This is a genomic window from Enterococcus viikkiensis, assembly GCF_005405345.1.
Lineage (GTDB): Bacteria > Bacillota > Bacilli > Lactobacillales > Enterococcaceae > Enterococcus_A > Enterococcus_A viikkiensis.
This window is the reverse complement of the sequence record NZ_BJDW01000008.1, coordinates 21704-42505: the sequence shown is the minus strand read 5'-3', so window position 1 is coordinate 42505 and position 20802 is coordinate 21704. Positions and strand designations below refer to the sequence as shown.

The 20802-nt window shown below is 41.4% G+C and carries 20 protein-coding genes; 15 read left to right on the top strand and 5 right to left on the bottom strand.

Annotated elements, in window-relative coordinates; all coding sequences use genetic code 11:
* Positions 1 to 30 precede the first annotated feature (30 nt).
* Both FFM67_RS05760 and FFM67_RS05755 read right to left on the bottom strand, forming a co-directional pair.
* Complete coding sequence (locus FFM67_RS05760) at positions 31 to 1002, bottom strand: 1-phosphofructokinase family hexose kinase (RefSeq protein ID WP_137613628.1); 972 nt, start codon at positions 1000 to 1002, stop codon at positions 31 to 33.
* Positions 999 to 1760 (bottom strand): DeoR/GlpR family DNA-binding transcription regulator, encoded by a 762-nt coding sequence (locus FFM67_RS05755; RefSeq protein ID WP_137613627.1) that lies wholly within the window; start codon positions 1758 to 1760, stop codon positions 999 to 1001. The genes FFM67_RS05760 and FFM67_RS05755 overlap by 4 nt, the downstream gene beginning before the upstream one ends.
* Before the next feature lie 288 nt (positions 1761 to 2048).
* On the opposite strand from FFM67_RS05755, the gene FFM67_RS05750 reads away from it, so the two are divergent.
* From FFM67_RS05750 to FFM67_RS12505, 6 genes are all read left to right on the top strand, one after another.
* The gene (locus tag FFM67_RS05750) at positions 2049 to 2507 is read left to right on the top strand and encodes a PTS sugar transporter subunit IIA (RefSeq protein WP_137613626.1); all 459 of its coding nucleotides are present in this window, start codon (positions 2049 to 2051) and stop codon (positions 2505 to 2507) included.
* 25 nt (positions 2508 to 2532) lie between these two features.
* On the top strand, positions 2533 to 2832 hold the full coding sequence (locus FFM67_RS05745) for a PTS sugar transporter subunit IIB (protein WP_071862458.1): 300 nt from the start codon (positions 2533 to 2535) through the stop codon (positions 2830 to 2832).
* Between the two features lie 30 nt (positions 2833 to 2862).
* A complete protein-coding gene (locus FFM67_RS05740; RefSeq protein WP_137613625.1) occupies positions 2863 to 4254 on the top strand; it encodes a PTS galactitol transporter subunit IIC in 1392 nt (463 codons plus the stop codon).
* 29 nt (positions 4255 to 4283) lie between these two features.
* On the top strand, positions 4284 to 4550 hold the full coding sequence (locus tag FFM67_RS05735; RefSeq protein WP_137613624.1) for a hypothetical protein: 267 nt from the start codon (positions 4284 to 4286) through the stop codon (positions 4548 to 4550).
* 17 nt (positions 4551 to 4567) lie between these two features.
* Complete coding sequence (locus FFM67_RS05730) at positions 4568 to 5320, top strand: class II aldolase/adducin family protein (protein ID WP_137613623.1); 753 nt, start codon at positions 4568 to 4570, stop codon at positions 5318 to 5320.
* A 171-nt stretch (positions 5321 to 5491) separates the two neighbouring features.
* Entirely contained in the window at positions 5492 to 5596 is a 105-nt protein-coding gene (locus tag FFM67_RS12505; protein WP_137613622.1) for a DeoR family transcriptional regulator, read from the top strand.
* A 195-nt stretch (positions 5597 to 5791) separates the two neighbouring features.
* Here the strand turns inward: FFM67_RS12505 and FFM67_RS05720 are convergent, their stop codons facing one another.
* Together FFM67_RS05720 and FFM67_RS05715 are read right to left on the bottom strand one after the other, a co-directional pair.
* On the bottom strand, positions 5792 to 6409 hold the full coding sequence (locus FFM67_RS05720; protein WP_071862470.1) for a hydrolase: 618 nt from the start codon (positions 6407 to 6409) through the stop codon (positions 5792 to 5794).
* Between the two features lie 314 nt (positions 6410 to 6723).
* The gene (locus FFM67_RS05715) at positions 6724 to 7317 is read right to left on the bottom strand and encodes a histidine phosphatase family protein (protein WP_137613621.1); all 594 of its coding nucleotides are present in this window, start codon (positions 7315 to 7317) and stop codon (positions 6724 to 6726) included.
* Between the two features lie 484 nt (positions 7318 to 7801).
* Here FFM67_RS05715 and FFM67_RS05710 point away from each other — a divergent pair, with 484 nt between their 5' ends.
* From FFM67_RS05710 to yghU, 8 genes are all read left to right on the top strand, one after another.
* Positions 7802 to 9223, top strand: coding sequence for a glycoside hydrolase family 1 protein (locus FFM67_RS05710; RefSeq protein ID WP_137613620.1), 1422 nt, complete (start codon positions 7802 to 7804; stop codon positions 9221 to 9223).
* Positions 9224 to 9506: 283 nt separating this feature from the next.
* Complete coding sequence (locus FFM67_RS05705) at positions 9507 to 9908, top strand: VOC family protein (RefSeq protein ID WP_137613619.1); 402 nt, start codon at positions 9507 to 9509, stop codon at positions 9906 to 9908.
* Between the two features lie 249 nt (positions 9909 to 10157).
* Positions 10158 to 11834, top strand: coding sequence for a potassium-transporting ATPase subunit KdpA (gene kdpA, locus FFM67_RS05700; RefSeq protein WP_137613618.1), 1677 nt, complete (start codon positions 10158 to 10160; stop codon positions 11832 to 11834).
* 15 nt (positions 11835 to 11849) lie between these two features.
* Positions 11850 to 13880 carry a potassium-transporting ATPase subunit KdpB gene (gene kdpB, locus FFM67_RS05695; protein ID WP_137613617.1) on the top strand — a complete coding sequence of 677 codons (2031 nt, stop codon included), beginning with the start codon at positions 11850 to 11852 and terminating at the stop codon, positions 13878 to 13880.
* Positions 13881 to 13892: 12 nt separating this feature from the next.
* Positions 13893 to 14429, top strand: coding sequence for a potassium-transporting ATPase subunit C (locus FFM67_RS05690; RefSeq protein WP_137613616.1), 537 nt, complete (start codon positions 13893 to 13895; stop codon positions 14427 to 14429).
* A gap of 78 nt (positions 14430 to 14507) precedes the next feature.
* Positions 14508 to 17099: a DUF4118 domain-containing protein gene (locus FFM67_RS05685; protein ID WP_137613615.1), complete on the top strand. Its 2592-nt coding sequence runs from the start codon at positions 14508 to 14510 to the stop codon at positions 17097 to 17099.
* 21 nt (positions 17100 to 17120) lie between these two features.
* Entirely contained in the window at positions 17121 to 17810 is a 690-nt protein-coding gene (locus FFM67_RS05680) for a response regulator transcription factor (protein ID WP_137613614.1), read from the top strand.
* A 131-nt stretch (positions 17811 to 17941) separates the two neighbouring features.
* Entirely contained in the window at positions 17942 to 18727 is a 786-nt protein-coding gene (gene yghU, locus FFM67_RS05675; RefSeq protein WP_137613613.1) for a glutathione-dependent disulfide-bond oxidoreductase, read from the top strand.
* Positions 18728 to 18760: 33 nt separating this feature from the next.
* Here the strand turns inward: yghU and FFM67_RS05670 are convergent, their stop codons facing one another.
* A complete protein-coding gene (locus FFM67_RS05670) occupies positions 18761 to 19627 on the bottom strand; it encodes a MurR/RpiR family transcriptional regulator (RefSeq protein WP_137613612.1) in 867 nt (288 codons plus the stop codon).
* A 145-nt stretch (positions 19628 to 19772) separates the two neighbouring features.
* Here FFM67_RS05670 and FFM67_RS05665 point away from each other — a divergent pair, with 145 nt between their 5' ends.
* A complete protein-coding gene (locus tag FFM67_RS05665) occupies positions 19773 to 20792 on the top strand; it encodes a Gfo/Idh/MocA family oxidoreductase (RefSeq protein ID WP_137613611.1) in 1020 nt (339 codons plus the stop codon).
* Positions 20793 to 20802 lie beyond the last annotated feature (10 nt).

Below are 20802 nucleotides of genomic sequence, written 5' to 3'. Positions count from 1 at the left end.
ATCTGCCTAGTCTTTTTATGCTGGTCGAATTTAACTTTTTGAACTTACAGCCGCAATTTTTTCCAAATGAATATCCGGAATAAAAGTCTTTAATTGTACCTTATCAATCGTACCGTTTGTTTCGAATTGAGCGTTGGAGATGCCACAGGCCATAGCATATTTAATGGCATCTTCAATTGAAAAATTCTGACTAATGGCATAAGCCATACCGCCAACCGTAGAATCTCCGCAACCTGTTGTATTAACGATTGAAACCTGGGGAATCCGAACGTTGTAAATCGTTTCATTATGCTTGACGATGGCGCCGTTACCGCCGCAGGAAATCATGATCGTCTCAATCTCGGCAAAAAGTTTTGTTTCTAAGATGGTGATGATTTCTTCTAATGAATCGATCTCTTTTCCAATCAATTCACTTAATTCGTGCGTATTAGGTTTAATAAAGCTAGGCCGAATAGCAGGATTTGCTAAACAATGTTCCAATTGCTCACCGGAGATATCCATCAATATCGGGAATTCATTGCCTAAACGTTCCCGTAGAAACTGCAATAGTTTGCCGTGAAAATTGGGATCGTCGGAATTGACGGAACCGGAAACACAAATCACCTTGATGGGGTATCTATTTAAGAGCAGAGCAAGATGTTGGAAGAACCTTGCTTCATCTTTTTTTGATAAATAAAGACCACGCTCTACTAACTCTGTATGAATATCATCATCGTGCATGATAGTGATTGCATTACGAGAATTGCCGTCGACGGTCAAAAACTCTAGTTGATATCGATCTTCTCCTATTAAGGTATCTAGGATATTTTGACCAACTGGGCCGCCAAGGATGCCAGTTAAGATGACCTTCCCACCTGACTGTGCAATGACTCGACCCGCATTAATCCCTTTACCGCCAATGGAAGTATGAGGGTTTTCTACACGATTGACTTGATCTAGCGTAAGCGAAGGAACTAAGTAATTATAATCCATCGATGGGTTTAGGGTAATTGTCAAAATCATGCATGCTCCTCCTTCAAAATCTTAGTAAAGGTATTATAGTAATCACGAGTTGTATTGGTTAACTTATCATCTGTAATCAAACAATCGATATCTGACAACGAATAGAAGGTATAGACATCAGACCGATTGAATTTTGAACTATCAGCCACGACATATTTCTTTCTAGCGTGTTTAAAAGCAACACGTTGAATTGAACCTTCAACAGGATTAGCAGTGGTTACATTATTGTCAAAAACACCATTAGTAGCAGCAAACGCTCGATCAATGTTGATGTTATCGAAGCTTTTTTCAGCGATTTCACCATAAAATTCCTCCGTTGTTCGAGAAAACTCTCCGCCGGTCAGCAAGACTCGATAATCCGTGTTATGAATTAAATAATTAAAGGCCAGCAAACTATTTGTGATGACAAATAAGTTTGCTTTTTTGATTTCGGGCAAGGCGTGGAGCATAGTTGTTCCTGCTCCAATATAAATCGTATCATTATCTGAAATAATACTATTCATTACTTTACCGATAAATTGTTTTTCGGTCACATTCGTATCGATTTTTTCTTGGGTCGATAATTCTTGCTCAATCTTCTCTAGCTTTTGAGCCCCACCATAAATTTTTACTAATAGCGATTGATCTGCCAGTTCATTGATATCTCTTCTGATCGTCATATCTGAAACATTTAAGTTTGTCGATATTTCTGGAATTGATAAGTAATCGTTCTTATGCAGCAAAGTTAAAATTTTTTCTTGCCGCTCCTTTTTCAACATAGAAAACACTCCTTAATAAGTAAGCTCTTACAAAATAGTCAGTCAAGCTAGAATTCTTATATACAATTAATAGCATTAGAAAAGGAAAAATGCAAGCAAAAACTGTTAAGTTGTGTTAATGTTTGTTAAATAAATCAGAATATTTTTGAAAATAAATGTGCTTTTTTGATTAAAAAAAATAAAGAAAGCGTTGACAAATGAAAACCAGCGGTTTATATTTACATTGTAAAACAAAATTTAACAAATATTAACAAAACGTTTCAACGTTTATCAGAAAGGAGCGAAATGATGAATTACAAGGAGATGTTCGATCAAGAACTGATTAGCCTTGAGTTGAAGGGAGAAAATGAGGTCGAAGTTTTTCGGCAGGTTGCGGAACACTTAAAGGAGCTCGGATTCGTAAACGAGGGTTACTTAAACGGGATCATCGCTAGGGAAGAAAAATTTCCTACCGGATTGATTACCCAGCATGTCAATATTGCACTACCGCATTCTGATCCAGAGTATATTGAGAGGCCATTTGTGTACATTGCTCGCCTTAAAGATGAGGTAAAAGTCAAACAAATGGGTGATAGCCAAGAAATGAAGGTGAAAAATTTATTTTTCTTGGGTATTAAAGATCCGAAAAGTCAAGTTGGTTTACTGCAAGCTTTTATGGAATTATTCATGAAAGAAGAGTTTGTCACTGAATTTATTAACGAAAAAGATATCAATAAAACCTATCAATTGTTTACTAACAATATTTAATAGAGAAGTTTAGGAGGAATTTATGATGAAAAGAAGACTGATTGTAGCATGTGGAAGTGGCGTAGCAACAAGCCAAACAATCGCGAGTAAGATCGCTAGTTTGTTAGAAGATGACGGAATTGATTTCCCGGTTGATGCGGTTGATTATAAATCGATTCAAACCGAATTACCCTCAACTGGTATTTATGTATACGTTGCGCAGCCAGATGATGAAGTCTTAGAAAAAGCTGATGAACTTGGTGTTAAGGTTTTCCCAGGAATTCCTTTCTTGACGGGGATGGGCTCAGAGCAGATTTATGATGATATCAAAGCGTTAGTCGAATAAAAAAACTTACTATAGAAAGAAGTGGGAAAAGTGCAAATATTTCAAGACATTATTAATTATATCTTAGGATTGGGTTCGGCGATTTTTGTTCCATTGATCATCTTGATTTTAGGATTAGTTGCCGGAATGAAATTAAAGAAAGCATTTATGTCAGCGATTACTTTAGGGATCGCTTTTACCGGAATGTCGATGGTAATCGGTTTTATGTCCAACGCAGTTAGCCCGGCTTCAGAAGCATTAGCTAAAAATACCGGTTTAAATCTTCCGGCCCTGGACTTGGGATGGACTGGAGCTGCGAGTATTACTTGGTCATGGTCTTACGCATTTGTCTTTTTCGCAGTTGTCTTAGGAGTTAACTTTGTCATGTTGGTTTTGAATTGGACGAAGACACTCAACGTTGATATGTGGAACGTTTGGGGCAAAGCGTTGACGGCATATCTAGTGTATTTTATCAGCGGCAGTTTATTAGCTGGTTTTGCTACAGCAATCGCGCAAGTAATTTTAGAATTGAAGATGGGGGATATGTTCCAACGCCATATCGAAGATTTAACAGGCATTCCATTGGTAACGGTTACTCACTTAATGAATATTTCAGCGGTACTTTTGTTGCCAATCAATATTATTATGGATAAAATTCCTTTCTTTAACAAACAGGCAGATACTAAAGCTTTAAAGAAAAAAATCGGGATTTTCTCAGAAAACTCAGTAATGGGCTTCATCATCGGATTGGGCCTAGGATTAGCTGCGGCATACGGTGTATCAGGTTCATTGAACTTGGCTATCCAAATCGCTACAGCGATGGCATTGTTCCCAATGATCTCTAAAATGTTCATGCAATCACTTTCTCCATTAGCAGATGCGATGTCTGAAATGATGAAGAAACGTTTCAAAGATCGCGAAGTCTATATTGGTTTGGACTGGCCTGTATTGGCTGGTCGTTCAGAAATTTGGGTAACAGCGATTCTTTTAGTACCGGTCTTTATTGGCTACGCAATTATTTTGCCAGGCAACGCAGTTTTACCCCTAGCTGGGATTATTAACTATTCTATCGCAGTCGGCGGGTTGCTATTAACTGGTGGGAATCTTGTCAGAATGCTGATCATGGGTGTTATTTCAATGCCAATCTATCTATACGCAGCAACTTATTTAACTCCGATTTTAACTGGTTTAGCAGATAAAACCGGAGCGGTAGACGGAATTAAAAAAGGTCAGCAGATCACGTGGTCATCAATTGAAGGGCCAGAGTTTCGAATTTTATTTGCTGAAGCTTTTAAAGGAAATATTTTAGGAATCGTTGGTGCGATCGTCTTTATTGCCATGTTTGTTTGGTTGTACAAATACATGAATAAAGTCAAGGTTCCAAGCCAAAGGTACGAAGCAACAGTAGATAAAAAAGTTAGTGGCGTGAAAGTCGCTGGTTAATTCAAACCATTGAAGGGTAGGAAAATCGAATGACAAACAATAAAGAAAATAAAGAAAAAGCGAAATGGTTAGTAGTTCTCTTTCTTGCGATTATTAGTTTTCTCTTAGCCTTCATGACCCAGCAGCTGATCTTTAATTTTATCGCCATTATTTTGGCAATCTGTGTATACAAGTATGGCAATCCGATCTTATTTAAAGAATACGATGGCCGCAGAAAGCAAAAGTACAAAGAAGCGATGGAAGTCAGAAAAGCGGCTCAAACTGCGATTACTAGTAAAAAATTTTTCAAAAAATAGAAAAGGTGGTCTCGACTATGTCAGACGGACGGATGATTTTTGAGAGAGAAAGAGAAGATTTAGCACGGATTGTGAAGTTGATCTTCGCACGAAAGAATACGAATGTTGCGGGAGGAAATTTTTCTTTCAAAACAACAGATGATTATGGAAAAGAATATATTATTATGACCCCTACAATGATGTCAGAGGCTTATTTAGGTGAGGTTTCGCCAGCTCAGATTTTAGTAGTAGAACCACACACTCGCAAAGTGATCGACGGAGTAGGACAATTAACACGGGAAATTAATTTGCACGAAGCGGTCTATGATACAAACCCAGAAATTAAAGCGGTACTACATGCCCATGCCCCAAACGCGATGTTTTGGGCAACTTCCGGATTGGATATGCCCAACTTAACGGAAGCGACTCAAAAAATTGGCTATGTGCCAGTGCTTGATTTTGAACCAAACTGTTCGACGGAATTAGCTGAATTGGTTTCTACTTATATGGAAAAAGAGCAGTTAGCAATTCCAAACATGTTACTATTAAATAGTCATGGCGTTTTAATCAGTGCTCCTGGTGAAACAGGAATCGAAGCGATTCACAAGGCATTGCAGATTCTTGATACAACAGAGTGGAATGCAGAAATTGCCTATAAGCAAACGATTTTTCAATCATTAGGTCTATTAGACGGCTACTATTCAAAAGGAAAACAAATTGGCACGATCGAAGATTTGAAAGATCATACACCAATCTACAATCGGGAAGAAATTTTTGCTGGCGGTGATTAAAGTTAGCTAAATTACTTGAGCAAGAAGATCTCGTAGGATTTTCTTGCTCAAGTTTTTTTTGTTTAATAATGATCAAATAACGAAACTAAAGCTAGAACATTTCAACAAAAATGGATACCATAAAGAGAATAGAGGATATTGAATGTTAAAAACGAGCGATTTTAAGCAATCATGTCTTTGTTAGAAATAAATGGAACCATTCGTGTAAGTGATATTATGGATAACTTGTCAGTATCTGATATGACATTGCGAAACCGAATGATTGATGGGTATTGATCCGATCGCCCACTTGTTTCTTGCTTTTAACAAAATAGTTTTTTGCCAGGTATTGGCAACCCACTTGTCTTCTAAATACTCACAAATGATTTTCAGCTTTGGTTCAAAGTTACATTTCGTCATAAAAATACCGACCTCCAAAGCTCAGATTTTGGTCTAACTTTTGGGGATCGGTTCAGTAAGATGAGTTTTTAATTATCTCAAATTTGAAAATGCACCAAACTTCGTTAACAGTTCGTCAAAGCCTGGGACCGTTTCTTCGCGGTTCCAATCGCGTTGTAATTCGCAAGCGAGTTGGGCGATTGACGTTAATTGCGCGCCGGCTTGTTCGACTCGACGTAAGGCAGTTTCGTGAGCAATCGTTGATGTACCACCAACAGCATCGACGATGGGATAAACTTCGTAACCTTCTTTTAATGCATCTAAGGTTGGGAAGGTTAAGCAGGCTTCGGTCCATAAAGCTAGGATCAAAATTTTCTTCCGTCCAGTGGCTTTAATCGCTTCGTTGTATTCTTTATCTTCCCAAGCGTTGATGGAGCTGCGGTCATACGAGGGTGCATCTTCGCCGACTGCTTTTTTTAAGACGGGGATCGTATCGGTGTTCCAACCTTTTTCGACATTTACTGTAGAAAGCACAATCGGGATATTGTAGAGTTTGGCTAACTCAATCACGATCTCGGTGTTGCGGATCAACTCAGAACGGTTCATGGAATTGATGGAATTGATTTGGGTGGGTTGATAATCAATTACCGTCAATACGGTATTCTCTGGAGAAAGTAAATGATCATCGGTTCGTTTTTCATAACTTGTCATAGGTGACACTCCTTTGAATGTAATACATTTATTGTACAGCGAAGCAATCAAAAGTACGAAGAATTTGTCTTGGAAGTGAAACCCCTTTCCAGCCAGTGGTCAATGGACTAGAAGGAATTTCTTATTGAGGCGTTGCCAATAGATGCTCTAAGAAACACTTGGCAGCATTGGGAAAAATAGTTTCATTTTCAATGACATTGATTGCTTTATTTGGCATTCATTTTAATTTGAAGGCTACCCATAAGGCGTCAGGAAACCAACAGGTAAAAACGAAAATGATCGTTAGTATCGAAGGGGTACGAGCACTGCTTTTTCTATAGAATACTTAAATTTGTCGCTGGATCAATGATATCTTCCAGTTGAAATTGCTGATCTTCGTAAGTCAAAGTGAAAATCGTACAATTAGGAAATGAGCGGATTAATTTAGGCTTCTCCTTTTGCCAAATCGTCTGTAAGAAGCTAATACAAGCACCGTTATGAGAGACCGCTAGTACTATGTGATGATCGTCTTGCTTCATGATTTGGTGAAGGGCTTTGGTCATTCTTGTTTGCACCTGAACCATCGATTCGCCGCCAAATTGTACATAAAAAGAGTCAAAATATTCCTGCCCTTGTGGCTGTAAGAATTGCTGCTCGCCTTCAAAAGAACCAAAGCCCATCTCTTTCAACGCTTTGAGCCGCTGATAATTTTGACTGTCAGAAACGATTTCCAAAGTATCGCTGGCTCGTTCTTGGGTAGATGAGTAAAGGTGATCGAAAGCGATGTTGTTCTCTTTGAAATAATCCTTCGCCCGTCTTGCTTGCTGAATTCCTTTTTCGGTTAAAGGGGAATCACAAGCTCCTTGAACTTTTTTTAATTGATTAAACAACGTTTCTCCATGACGCATTAAAAATAATTTTTTCTTCATTTTTGTCCTCCGTGGATTCATTAACTCAATACTAGCAAATAAAAAATGAAAGCGCATCAAAATTTAAAAAGGGAAGATTAAATGCTAATTAAAGAAAAGCCTTATAGATAGCCTGTTAAAATCGGGAAACGTCCAAACCAAATCTTTTTAATAAAATAAAAAAATACACTCCTCCTGATTACGGGAGGAGTGTCGACTGAACTTTTGGTGATACTAGGAACGATTGATTTACAAATAGGGGTTCCTATAGCATGAATTAAATAACTATATGAAACACCGAATAGTTTGTTTTTTTGATGCGGAAAGCGGTTGCTTTCGCTGCAGACAAAGTGCTATAATTTTTGTAGAAAGAAAATGGATAGTGATTGCATTTAGCAAGCTAAACCTGGTAACAAATGGAACGTTCAGAACGTTTATTTGTTGGCAGGTTTTTGACGTTTAGAATGCAAAAACGCTAAATTTTAAGATAAGTGAGGAAGAGTAAATGACATTTCCAAAAGATTTTTTATGGGGCGGAGCCACTGCGGCTAATCAATGTGAAGGGGCTTGGGACGTAGATGGAAAGGGCGAGAGTATTCCTGATCATATGCGGGCTGGAGGATTGCACAAACGACGCGTAATGACCCCAACGATCGAGCCGGATGGCTATTATCCTAATCATGATGGGATCGACTTTTATCATCACTACAAAGAAGATATTGCCTTGTTTGCAGAGATGGGCTTTAAGGTTTTCCGCCTAAGTATCGCGTGGTCACGGATTTTCCCAAAAGGCGATGAAACGGAGCCCAATGAAGCCGGCTTGGCCTTTTATGATAAAGTCTTTGATGAATGTAAAAAGTACGGCATCGAACCGCTAGTCACGATCAGTCATTTTGAACTGCCGTATGCGTTGGCAGAAAACTATGGTGGTTTTGCGAATCGCAAGACAATTGATTTCTTCGTTAATTTTGCGACAACGCTTTTTAAACGTTACAAAGACAAAGTCAAATACTGGCTGACCTTTAATGAGATTAACTTCGGAACCTTGCCGATGGGTGGGCGTAATTTATTAGGGATTTTAGGTGAAGATGACGAACAACGCCGTTATCAAGCCTTGCATCATATGTTTATTGCGAGTGCCAAGGCAGTAAAAATCGGTCATGAGATCAATCCTGATTTCCAAATTGGCTGTATGCTGGCCTATATCACAATGTATCCTTTGACCTGTAAACCAGAGGATGTTTTGGCTAGTCAAGAGCTGGTGAAAAAGCTGAACTGGTTTTGTGGGGATGTCCAAGTCAAAGGGAAATACCCTTACTACATGAAGAATTATTTTGAAAAGCACGGTATCCAAGTGGACTTTGAAGCCGGCGATGAAGAGATTTTGCAAGAAGGAACGGTGGATTATTATACTTTTTCTTATTACATGACCAGCTGTGTGGCCGCAACAATTGGCGAAAGCGATGATCGTGTTGGCGGAAATCTATTTGGCGGTGTGAAAAATGAATACTTAGAAACGAGCGAGTGGGGGTGGCAAATTGACCCAATTGGACTGCGTTTCACGCTGAATGAATTGTATGACCGGTATGAAATTCCATTGATGATTGTAGAAAATGGTCTGGGAGCAGTCGATAAAGTCGAGGCAGATGGTTCGATCCATGATGAATATCGAATGGATTACTTCCGCCGCCACATCGAGGAAATGAGCAAAGCAATCGAAGATGGGGTGGATCTAATCGGCTATACTCCGTGGGGCTGTATTGATCTCGTTTCTGGCGGAACCGGAGAAATGTCGAAACGCTATGGCTTCATTTATGTCGATAAAGGCGATGAAGGCAATGGAACTTTCAATCGTAGCAAAAAAGACAGTTTTGAATGGTATAAAAAAGTCATTGCAACCAACGGCGCAGAGTTAGGTTCAGAATAAGAAAAAAGATGGACCCCTTAAAGGGGTCCATCTTTTTTTCAACTTAAACGGTTCACTTGCTTGTCCCGCACCGTCAATTTTTTGGAAGTAGCAGAAAATAGTGAAAGCCAGCTTGCCAGTAGTGCGTCGATGGACGAATGATCCCGCCATAAAGAGGGCTAAGCCAAGCAGAAGTATTTTTTTCCGCCTCATAAATCGGCCATTCACTTTTATGCAATCGTTTTCGTTGCCTTTTTTGCGGGAGCAGTTCATACTAAACGAAAATTTGATTGGAGTGAAAAAGATGACAACAATGGTATTTGTTAATTACCCCGTGAAAGATGTGCAGGCCTCCACAGAATTTTATGAAAAGCTAGGATTTAAGAAAAACGAAGAGTTTTCCAATGAGCGCTCTAGCTCCATGGTTTGGGACGATAATTTTTGGATTATGTTGTTAGAGTACGATTTTTATAATTTATTTTTGAAAGGGAAGAAGATCGCAGACACACAGACACAAAGCGGAACCCTAACAGCTTTTTCAGTAGAAAGTCCAGCAGTGGTAAAAAAAATCGCGGAAGCTGCGAAAGCTAATGGTGGCAGTTATCATTCTGTTGAAATGGGGATGCAAGAAGATCAAATGTTTAGTTTAGAAGTCGTGGATCCTGACGGTAATCAGTTTGAGCCAGTTTGGATGAAGATGCCTTAAAAAAAACAACCGTTAAGCCGCAGATGAATCAGGGCTTGGCGGTTGTTTTTCAACATTCAAGACCTATAAAGATCGTGTAAAGAAATTGCTTCAAGTTTCACACTATCTTTAGGTCTTTTTTTTTATGCTTTGGTTGTAAGAAAGAGCTTCATTGGGAAAGGAAGAGGAGTCATATGATGATTATTTTAGGGATGATTGGTTTTTTATTAATGGTCTATCTTTTTTGGTGCTTGTTTAGGGGGAAAGCTTATGAGTAGTGTTATCTATCAAGGTTTATTTTTCTTAGCAATTCTAATAATTTTGGCAGCGCCATTAGGTTGGTACATCAAAAAAGTAATGCAAGGCACCCCTCCACGAGGCGCTCGTGTTCTTCAGCCGCTGGAACGGTTCTTTTATAAAATAATCGGCCCACTTAGTCAAAAAGAGATGACTGCGGGGCGCTATATTTTAAACGTGATCCTGCTGAGTGTTTTTTCTTTGATCCTGCTGATAGTGATCTTAATGACACAGCATTGGCTACCAGGCGGCAGTGAAGTAAAAAATTTGTCACTGCCTTTAGCATTAAATACCGCAGTGAGCTTCGTGACGAATACGAATTGGCAGGCTTATGCCGGCGAGACTACACTGTCTAATACGGCGCAAATGTTTGGGCTGACGGTACAAAATTTTGTTTCCGCAGCAGTAGGAATTGCGGTATTATCCGCATTTCTGCGGGGACTCGTGCAAACAAAGAAACGTTTGCTGGGAAATTTTTGGCAAGACGTAACCCGTAGCTTGGTCTATATTTTATTGCCGCTTTCCCTTATTTTAGCCCTGGTATTGATTTCTCAAGGGACAGTCCAGACGTTTCAAACAGGGCAGACCTATCAGAGTTTAGAAGGAAAAAATCTCTGGCTGTATCTTGGTCCGGTAGCTAGTCAAGTGGCAATCAAGCAATTAGGAACGAATGGCGGTGGCTTTTTCGGTGCCAATTCGGCGTACCCTTTTGAAAATCCAACGCTTATGACGAACTTTTTAGAAAACTTAGCGATCCTCTTAATTCCGGTGGCTTTAATTTTTACTTTTGGCTTTTGGGTGAAGGAGTGGAAACAAGGCCGTACAATTTTGATCGTGTCAGTATTTTTTGTGTCGCTGGCTTTCATTGGAGTAGCCTTTAGCGAATATTATGGTCCGCAATTTGCTCATGTGTTGGGATCAACGAACTTGGAAGGAAAGGAAGTCCGCTTTGGAGTGGGCTGGTCCAGTTTGTGGGCGATCGGGACGACTGCCGCTTCCAATGGCTCGGTTAACGCCATGTTGGATAGCTTCACACCTTTTGGCGGAGCGATCCCAATGTTTTTGATGCAGCTGGGAGAGATTATATTTGGTGGAGTCGGTAGCGGACTATATGGCATGTTGGCATTTATTTTATTGGCCGTTTTTATCGCAGGATTGTTAGTCGGTCGGACACCGGAGTATTTGGGTAAAAAAATCGATGCCTTTGACATCAAAATGGCGAGCTTAGTTATTTTGACGCCCTTGATGCTAACATTATTTGGCACAATGGCTCTGGTACTGCATCCGGAAGTTTTAAGCTGGCTGACTAATCGTGGACCTCATGCTTTTAGTGAGTTGCTTTATGGAGCGACGTCATTGGGAAATAATAACGGCAGTGCCTTTGGCGGTTTATTGGCAGACACAACTTATCTGAATCTAATCGGTAGTCTCATGATGTGGGTTTCAAGATTTGTACCCATCGTTGCTATTTTATTATTGGCGGAGAATATGGGTGGGAAGAAACGAGCAGCACTAAGTTCTGGTACCTTGTCGACTGTTAGTCCGACTTTTGTGTCGATGCTGATCATTGTGATTTTAGTGATCGGTGCCTTGAGCTTTTTACCAGCGATGGCGTTGGGACCAATTGCCGAATTTTTTACATTTAAGTAAAGGGAGCGAGTAGAAATGAAAAAAATATATTTGTGGGCAGCGAAACAGGCGTTTAGAAAATTAGATCCGCGTCAACAAATTAGAAATCCCGTCATGTTCATCGTCTATCTAGGTGCGATCGTGACAACGATCTTATGTTTTTACCAGACGGGCGTGCCTCTATGGTTCAGCCTATCGGTCACCGTCTTTTTATGGCTGACGCTGTTATTTGCGAACTTTGCGGAGGCGGTGGCAGAAGGCCGAGGAAAAGCTCAGGCGGACAGTTTGAAGCAAGCGAAGAAGGAAGTTATGACCTATAAGATCATGAATCTTTCTGACATTAAAGAGGAAAATTTCATAGAGCTGCGTTCTTCAGATTTGAAGCGCGGGGACCTAGTCTACGTTCGTTCTGGAGAACAGATTCCCGCTGATGGTGACGTGATTGAAGGTGCAGCTTCCGTGGATGAAAGTGCCATTACAGGGGAATCTGCGCCAGTGATCCGAGAATCTGGAGGGGATCGCAGTGCTGTTACAGGCGGAACGACGGTTGTTTCTGACTATTTGGTGATTCGTGTCACTTCGGAGAATGGGCATTCCTTTTTAGATAAAATGATCGCGATGGTCGAAGGAACCCAACGGAAGAAAACACCTAATGAAATTGGATTACAGATTTTTCTGATTACCTTGACGATTATTTTTCTTACGGTCGCTATCACGCTTGTCGCCTTTACCGAGTTCAGCAGTCAGCTTTCTGGAAAAGGCGGTGCGCTGTCATTGATAATCGTGATCGCACTGTTGATTTGTTTGGCGCCGACAACGATTGGAGCATTGATCTCGTCTATCGGGATTGCTGGCATGAGTCGTTTGACAAAGGAGAATGTTATCGCCATGAGCGGCCGAGCGATCGAAGCAGCCGGCGACGTGGATGTGCTTTTACTAGACAAAACAGGAACCATTACTTTGGGGAATCGCCGAGCCAGCGAATTTTTACCCATAAATGGTGTCAGTGAAAAAGCACTAGCCGATGCCGCACAATTATCGTCATTGGCAGATGAAACGGCGGAAGGGCGTAGTATCGTGATTTTAGCGAAGGAACGATTTGATTTGCGGGAACGAGAATTTCAACAGTCGGAAGTTAAATTTATTGATTTTAGCGCAAAGACCCGCATGAGTGGGATCGACTACCGGGGCGATGAAATACGTAAAGGCGCCGCGGATACCATTAAAAAATATGTACTCAGTCAAGCCGGAAATTATCCGGCAGAGTGTGACGAAATAGTCGCAAAAATCGCTCGTGCCGGAGGGACTCCCTTGGTGGTTATTAAGAATCAGCAGGTAATGGGGGTGGTCTATTTGAAAGATATCGTGAAAAACGGCGTCAAAGAAAAATTCTCAGATATGCGAGAAATGGGCATCAAAACAATTATGATCACCGGGGATAATCCTCTGACTGCTGCGGCGATCGCCGCTGAAGCGGGGGTCGATGATTTTCTAGCTGAAGCGACACCAGAAAATAAAATGGATCTGATTCGCCAATACCAAGAAAAGGGTCACTTGGTTGCGATGACTGGTGATGGGACCAATGATGCTCCCGCATTGGCTCAGGCTGATGTAGCAATGGCAATGAATACGGGAACTCAAGCAGCAAAAGAAGCAGGCAATATGATTGATCTGGATTCAAGTCCAACGAAATTATTGCAAGTTGTTCGTATCGGAAAGCAGCTGTTGATGACCCGGGGGGCGTTGACGACCTTTAGTATCGCCAATGATATCGCGAAATATTTCGCGGTCATTCCAGTATTGTTTTACGGTATCTATCCCCAACTAGAGCGGTTGAACATTATGGCGTTAGGGAGCCCATTGACCGCGATTCTTTCAGCCGTGATCTACAATGCGCTGGTGATCGTCGCATTGATTCCTTTAGCGTTAAAAGGGGTAGACTATAAGGAAAAACCCGCTAGCCAAATTTTACGCCACAATTTATTGATTTATGGGTTAGGTGGAATTGTAGCACCTTTTATCTTTATCAAAGTGATCGACCTGCTTCTTTCACTGATTATTTTATAGGAGGACTAGACGATGAAAAAAAGTATCGCCAGTAGCTTGCGTTTTCTGTTGTTAAGCTTATTGGTTTTCGGAGGGCTTTATACCGCATTGGTTACGGGTTTAGGACAATTATTTTTTTCTCAGCAAGCCAATGGCAGTCAAGTAATTGTTAAAGGACAAACCGTTGGGTCAAAGCTGATTGGTCAAAATTTTGATCAGCCGAGTTATTTTTCTGGCAGACCTGAAAAAGTCAGTCAGCTATCGCCGCTTTCCACAGAACAAGAGAAAAAAGTTGCCAATCGGACTAAGCAACAATTGCAAGAAAATCCAACTGAAAAACAAGTACCAAATGATTTAGTCACGGCGTCAGCCAGTGGCGTCGATCCTGATATCAGCGTAGCAGCAGCGAAGTTCCAAGTCGATCGGGTCGCCAAAGAGCGTCAGACGAATCCTGCTAAGATCCATGTTATAATAGAAAAAAATAGCCAGAAGGATTGGCTTTCACAGCGGCGTTTCGTGAATGTCTTGTCTTTGAATTTGGCTTTGGACCGCATAATACCAATAAAATAGCTTTCTACGATTCTCTAGTCAGTAATGGTTAGAGAATTGTTCTATATCGCTAGAAAAAAGAAAAGGGGGATCAGCAGGATGGATGGAAAGCAACACCAGCCAGAACAGGCGGACTGCGCGCCAGCTGGTGACGGCGCTCGCGGCAAGCTGCGGGTCTTTTTCGGCTTTGCAGCGGGAGTAGGAAAAACGTACGGGATGCTGGTAGAAGCCCATGAGCTTTTATTAATGGGAAAAAACGTCGTGGTAGGCTATATCGAGCCTCACGATCGACCAGAGACGAATCGGTTGCTAGCAGGTTTACCTCAGATTCCGCCTAAAAAAATTCCGTATAAGCAGATTGTATTAACCGAACCCGATATCGATGAAATCATTCGTCAAGCTCCTGAGATCGTTTTGATTGATGAGCTGGCCCATACGAACGCGGAAGGCTCTCGAAATCGAAAAAGGTATCAGGACATAGAGGAGCTGCTTCATGCGGGAATCGATGTTTTTACTACCGTCAATGTTCAGCACATTGAAAGCTTGAATGACATCGTGGAAGAAGTTACCGGTATCGAGGTGAGAGAGACGGTTCCCGATACTTTTTTTCAGCAGGCGACCCTGAAAGTGATTGATGTCGAACCGGATGAATTGATTTCTCGCTTAGAGCAAGGGAAAATTTATTCAGATGTCAACGCGCAGCGGGCTTTACAGAATTTTTTCATCCCACAAAAATTGGATCAGTTGCGGGGCTTAGCGATTCAACGAGCTTCTGACCATATCAATCGTTTCAGTGGGAAGACGCTTCGAATTCAAAGTAAGCTGCTGACGATCGTAGATAATGGGTTTCCTAGAATGACGGAAAAATGTCTCCGTTGGACCGCCCGACTAGCACAAGGCTTAGGTACGGAATGGGTAGTGATCCAAATTCGTTCTCAAGAATCGTCGATGACGAAGATTCCTTTGGCTGAGAAGCTTGGGGCGGAGGTGATCAGTATTGAAGAAGATGGCAGCTTCGAAACTATCGTGGAGTATGCCAAAATGACCGGTGTCACGGATATTATCATGGGAAAAAATTTACAGCAACCGTGGTATGAAAAAATTTTCGCAGAAGACTTAGAGGATCGATTGTTGAAACGGTTGGCGGATACCGAACTGCATCTGATTCCTTTCCAAGAAGTGAAGACATCTTGCTGGTTTAGAACCCGTAAAGTAATCGAAGGCGGCGGAAAGGATCTGTTTATTGCTTTAGGGGGCGTGTTTTTAGCAACGATTGTGGCAGAATTGATGCAATACTTACATGTCGGCGATCAAAATCTGATGCTGATGTATATTTTTTTCATTTTGTTGGTGGCCCGCGTGACTTCAGGTTACTTTTGGAGCGCGTTGGCGTCGATTTTAAGTGTCTTGTCTTTTAACTGGTTTTTCGTCGAACCACTGTATTCTTTGACTGTTTACAAACAGGGCTATCCCTTTACGCTCGTGCTGATGTGCGTCGTCGCGATCATGATCAGCAATTTGATGGTTCGACTAAAAAAACAAGCAGAGACGGCAATGGAAAAGGAACATCAAATGGAGATTCTCCATGAATTGAATAAGCAATATGTTCTGGCCGAGAATCGTCAACAAATTTTTGAGATTAGTTCTACGTATCTTGCTCGACTGCTAGAGCGGGAGGTGGTGCTGTTTGATTCCAAAGGACAGGTTAAAAGCGTCCATTTTCCGACTGGTCAAAGCACTTGCCTCAGCAGTAAAGAAGAAGCGGCAGTGGCTTTTTGGACTGCCAAAAATCAGACGGAGGCAGGCAACGGGACGGATACATTAGTTGGCGCGAAAGGCTTCTATCTGCCAGTGATTGCCAGCGGGAAAACGTTAGCGGTGTTGGGGATTCAGCGCAGCAAGCAGCGTGAGCTGGAAAACGATCAGTTGAATTATTTGAAGTTGGTCTTGACCCAAATGGCGGCGATCTTGGAACAAACGGACTTAAAAAGTGAAAAGGAAAAGATCGAACTGGAGAATGAACGAGAAAAGGTCCGCAGTAATTTACTGCGAGCAGTCTCACATGATCTGCGCAGTCCATTGACCGCGATCTCTGGCATTGCAGAGACATTAGAGGACACTGTTGATCTGAAAAAAACCACCCAAAAAAAATTACTGAAAGATATCCAAAGTGAAGCGCAATGGCTAATTCGGATGGTAGAGAATTTATTGTCGATCACTCGAATCAATATGGATACGATGAAGGTAAATAAAAGCGCAGAACCGGTGGAAGAGATCCTAGAGGCGGTCTATGACCATTTGAAAAAGGTGTATCCTGATCGACAGGTTGAGGTGGCGCTGCCAAAGGAGATGATTTTCATTCAAGTGGATCCCATTTTGATTGAACAGGCGCTGTTTAATTTAGTAGAAAACGCGTTGCGTCATGGTCAACAAGACCAGCCGGTGTCATTGAGCGTGTATCAAGAGGCAGGGCAAACGGTTTTCCAAGTGGAGAATCAGGGCGAGATCCCGTTAAAGCAGTTCCAAAAAATTCAAAATAATTTGTCCAGTACCAGTGAAGTACCGGTGGACTCGAAAAATGGATTAGGTATTGGCTTGAGTATTGTTAAAACGATTATTCACGCTCATAATGGAAAAATGGAAATGCTCGTCACGAACGGTCGTACGCTTGCAAAATTGTATTTGAAGTAATTGAAAAAGTGGAGGAGACGGATGGAAAAAACGATTTTATTAATTGAGGATGATCCGAATATCACTGACTTCATGGAGGTTGTTTTACAGCAGGAGCGGTATCAGTTAACGATTGTGGACAGCGGAATGGCGGCGTTAAATGCCTTTCAAACCAACTCCTTTGATCTGGCGTTGCTGGACTTAGGGCTGCCGGATATTGATGGGATCGATCTATTGAAAATTTTGCGCAAGCGAATGAAACTGCCGATCATTATTATTTCGGCTCGTAAAAATGAAAATGAGAAGGTGAAGGCCTTGGACCTTGGAGCAGACGATTATGTCACCAAGCCCTTTGGCACCGGTGAGTTGCTAGCTCGGATTCGCACAGCGTTACGTCATCAAGGCACAAATACTGATCAACAAGTGGTGATTGAAAATAAGGACTTGAAGATCGATTTTGACAAGCAACTGGTATATAAAGAAGGCCATGAGATTCATCTCACCAAAAATGAGTATCGTATCTTAGCGTTGATGTTTAAACAGTTAGGGAAGGTCGTGACGTATCAATCATTGCTGACGGAAGTGTGGGGTCCATACAGTGACGATTCTCAGACATTGCGAGTGAATATGTCGAATATCCGTAAAAAAATCGAAAGCAATACGTTGAAGCCAGAGTATTTAATCACCGAAATCGGTGTTGGTTATCGACTTCGGGACCATCGGACAGAATAGAGTACCGCAGATAAATAATTTTTACGGCAATAATAGATAACTGAAAAATGCCCTTCAAGCCGAATAGTTAGAATTACTCATTAGAAAGGGTAAAATAAAAGAGAAAGAATTTTTCTAGAAGGAGCGAACAAATGTCTAACTATGAATTACCAAAGATCTGGCAATGGCAGGATGAAAATGATTCAGCCAGTGGCAACCGTCCCACTGCTGGAAGCCGGTTTGAACAAACGTTACCGGTTGGAGCGGCACCTTTTCAGCTGTATTCACTAGGTACACCGAATGGGATCAAGATTCCAATCATGTTTGAAGAGCTGAAAGAAGTAGGCGTAGCTGATGCAAACTATGATCTGTACAAAATCGATATAAGTCAAGGCGATCAATTCGGTTCGGATTTTACCGCCATCAATCCGAATGGGAAGATCCCAGCACTAGTGGATCAAAGTCTACAAGTGACTGTTTTTGAATCCGGTGCAATCTTACTTTATTTAGCGGAAAAATTCGGGCAATTACTCCCTACAGAATTTCACGCCCGGACAGAAACGTTGAATTGGTTGTTCTGGCAAGTGGGCGCGGCACCATTTGTGGGCGGTGGCTTCGGTCACTTTTTCGAATATGCGCCGGAACCGATGGAATATCCGATCAATCGCTATACGATGGAAACGAAGCGGCAATTGGATTTGTTGGATCAAACTTTAGCGAAACGTGCCTACATCGCAGGTGACGACTACACGATTGCGGATATTGCAATCTGGTCTTGGTATGGCCAAATCATGTTGGACAGAAGCTATCCTGGTTCAGCTGAATTCTTAAGTGTCCAGGAGTACCCTCATTTAATGGCCTGGTCGCAGAAAATCGCGGAAAGACCAGCGGTAAAAAGAGGTTTGGCGGTCACTTATCATCCGATTGAAGAACAATAAAAAAAACAATGCTCGAATTCCGAGCATTGTTTTTTATTGTTCTTCGTCTGCCAGCAATCCGTCTTGCATAGCGATCTGATTTTCTCGTAGTGTACGGATGTTTTTTTCGTAATCACGGGTATACATCACGGAAAAAAGACTGTTTAAAATATATTCAAAGGCGGTTTGGGAAGAAAAGGTTGCAATCTTAGCGAAATCATATTCCTCTTGAATTGTTAATAGTGTTTTGGTGACTAAAGGAACAAGGGCAGAATTGGGATTTCCGGTTAGCAGGATCAGTGGCACGTTTTTTTCGGATAGATAGCGCATGATTTTTTCGTAACCGGGATTGCTACCGCCGTAGGAAATAAAAAGGGCGCAGTCTTTATCTGTCAGATTTACTGCGTTCCATTGGGTATCGACGTATTCTTCGGCAAGGATCGCGAATTTATTGATTTTAATCAATTTGTTTTGAAAACTACGGGCTCTAAGCTGAGTGTCTCCTTGGGCAAAGAGAAAAATTCGTTCAGCCTGTAGCAGCTGATCGGCGACTTGATCCAAAAGGTCCGCGTCAATTTGGCGGCTAGCTTTTTGGATCGTGTTGATGGTCAGGTCCGCCATTTTTTGCGCAATTTCACTGGCGGTATCTGAGGATTCAAAAGGGAAATTTACATTGACCGCTTCGCTGCTGCGACGCTGGGTGTAGACGATTTCGGCAATCGTTTCTTTGAATTCGCGGAAGCCGGTGCAGCCGATTTTTTTACATAAACGAATAATTGTAGAATGGGAGGAAAAAGTTTTTTCCGCTAATTCTTGAATAAAAATCGTGGGAATCGTTGTAAGATGCGCCAAAATATAGTCGGCAATCCGTTTTTCAGCGAGGCTGAAGTTGTCTTGTTGTGTGAGTTTTTCGATGAGCATGGCTTCCTCCTGAACATGATGTTTACGAAAAGAAGAGTAGCGGCCTTTTTTGTAAACATTATTTTTTTAATTGTTGAAATAACTATTTGCGCCAGTTTTTCTCGCTATAATGAAGCTATTAAATAGAAAGAAAGCAGGCGAATTCATGTTAACTATCGCATATTTAGGCAACGGCAAAAGTACCAATCGCTACCACATCCCATTTTCTACTAAACTGGCAGATAAGCTCAAGATTAAAACGATCTATTCGCCATCTGGCCGGCAAAATTGGGCTCCTTTACCAGCAGTTCAATATACAACAGAGCTAGCTGATATCCTGGATGATCCAGCGATCGACTTAGTGGTGATCACTACCCCTTTAAAGTTTCATTATGAGTATACCAAAAAAGTGTTGGAAGCAGGGAAACATGTCTTAGTAGAAAAGCCCTTCACTGAAACGTCTAAAGAAGCTATCGAACTCTTCGAATCGGCCAAAAGCAAAGGATTGTTTCTACAATGTTATCAGAATCGTCGCTTTGACTCGGATTTTCTTACTGTTCAAAAAATTATCGAAAGTGGCAAACTTGGGGATTTAATCGAGATCGAAATGCACTATGATTATTTTCGCCCAGAAGTACCAGAAAATGTGACCCATTTTTCGAAAGAAGATAGCTATTTGTATGGGCACGGGTGTCATACGATTGACCAGGTCTTGAGTTATTTTGGTGAGCCGGACGAGATTCGTTATGATGTCCGACAATTACTTGGTGAGGATCGAATGAATGATTATTTTGACTTAGATTTTTATTATGGCAAGCTAAAGGTTTCGGTGAAATCCAGCTATTTCCGTCTGAAAGAACGGCCAAGCTTTGTTGTGTATGGCAAAAAAGGTGTTTTCACGAAACAGACGAAAGACCGGCAGGAAGAACATTTGAAGTTGTTTTATTTACCGAACCATGCAGATTTCGGGATTGATTTGCCTGAGCATTATGGGCTCTTGACCTATGTCGATGAGGCGGGCTATCATGAGGAAAAAGTGGTATCCGAAGTGGGCGATTACAGCCGCATCTATCAAGGGGTTCATGATGCCATTGTCAATGGACAGGAAAAAATCGTCAAGGACGAAGAAACGATTTTACAGCTGCAGATTTTAGAAACGGGAATTGCTACATTAGAAGCGAAATAATGGAGGGAAA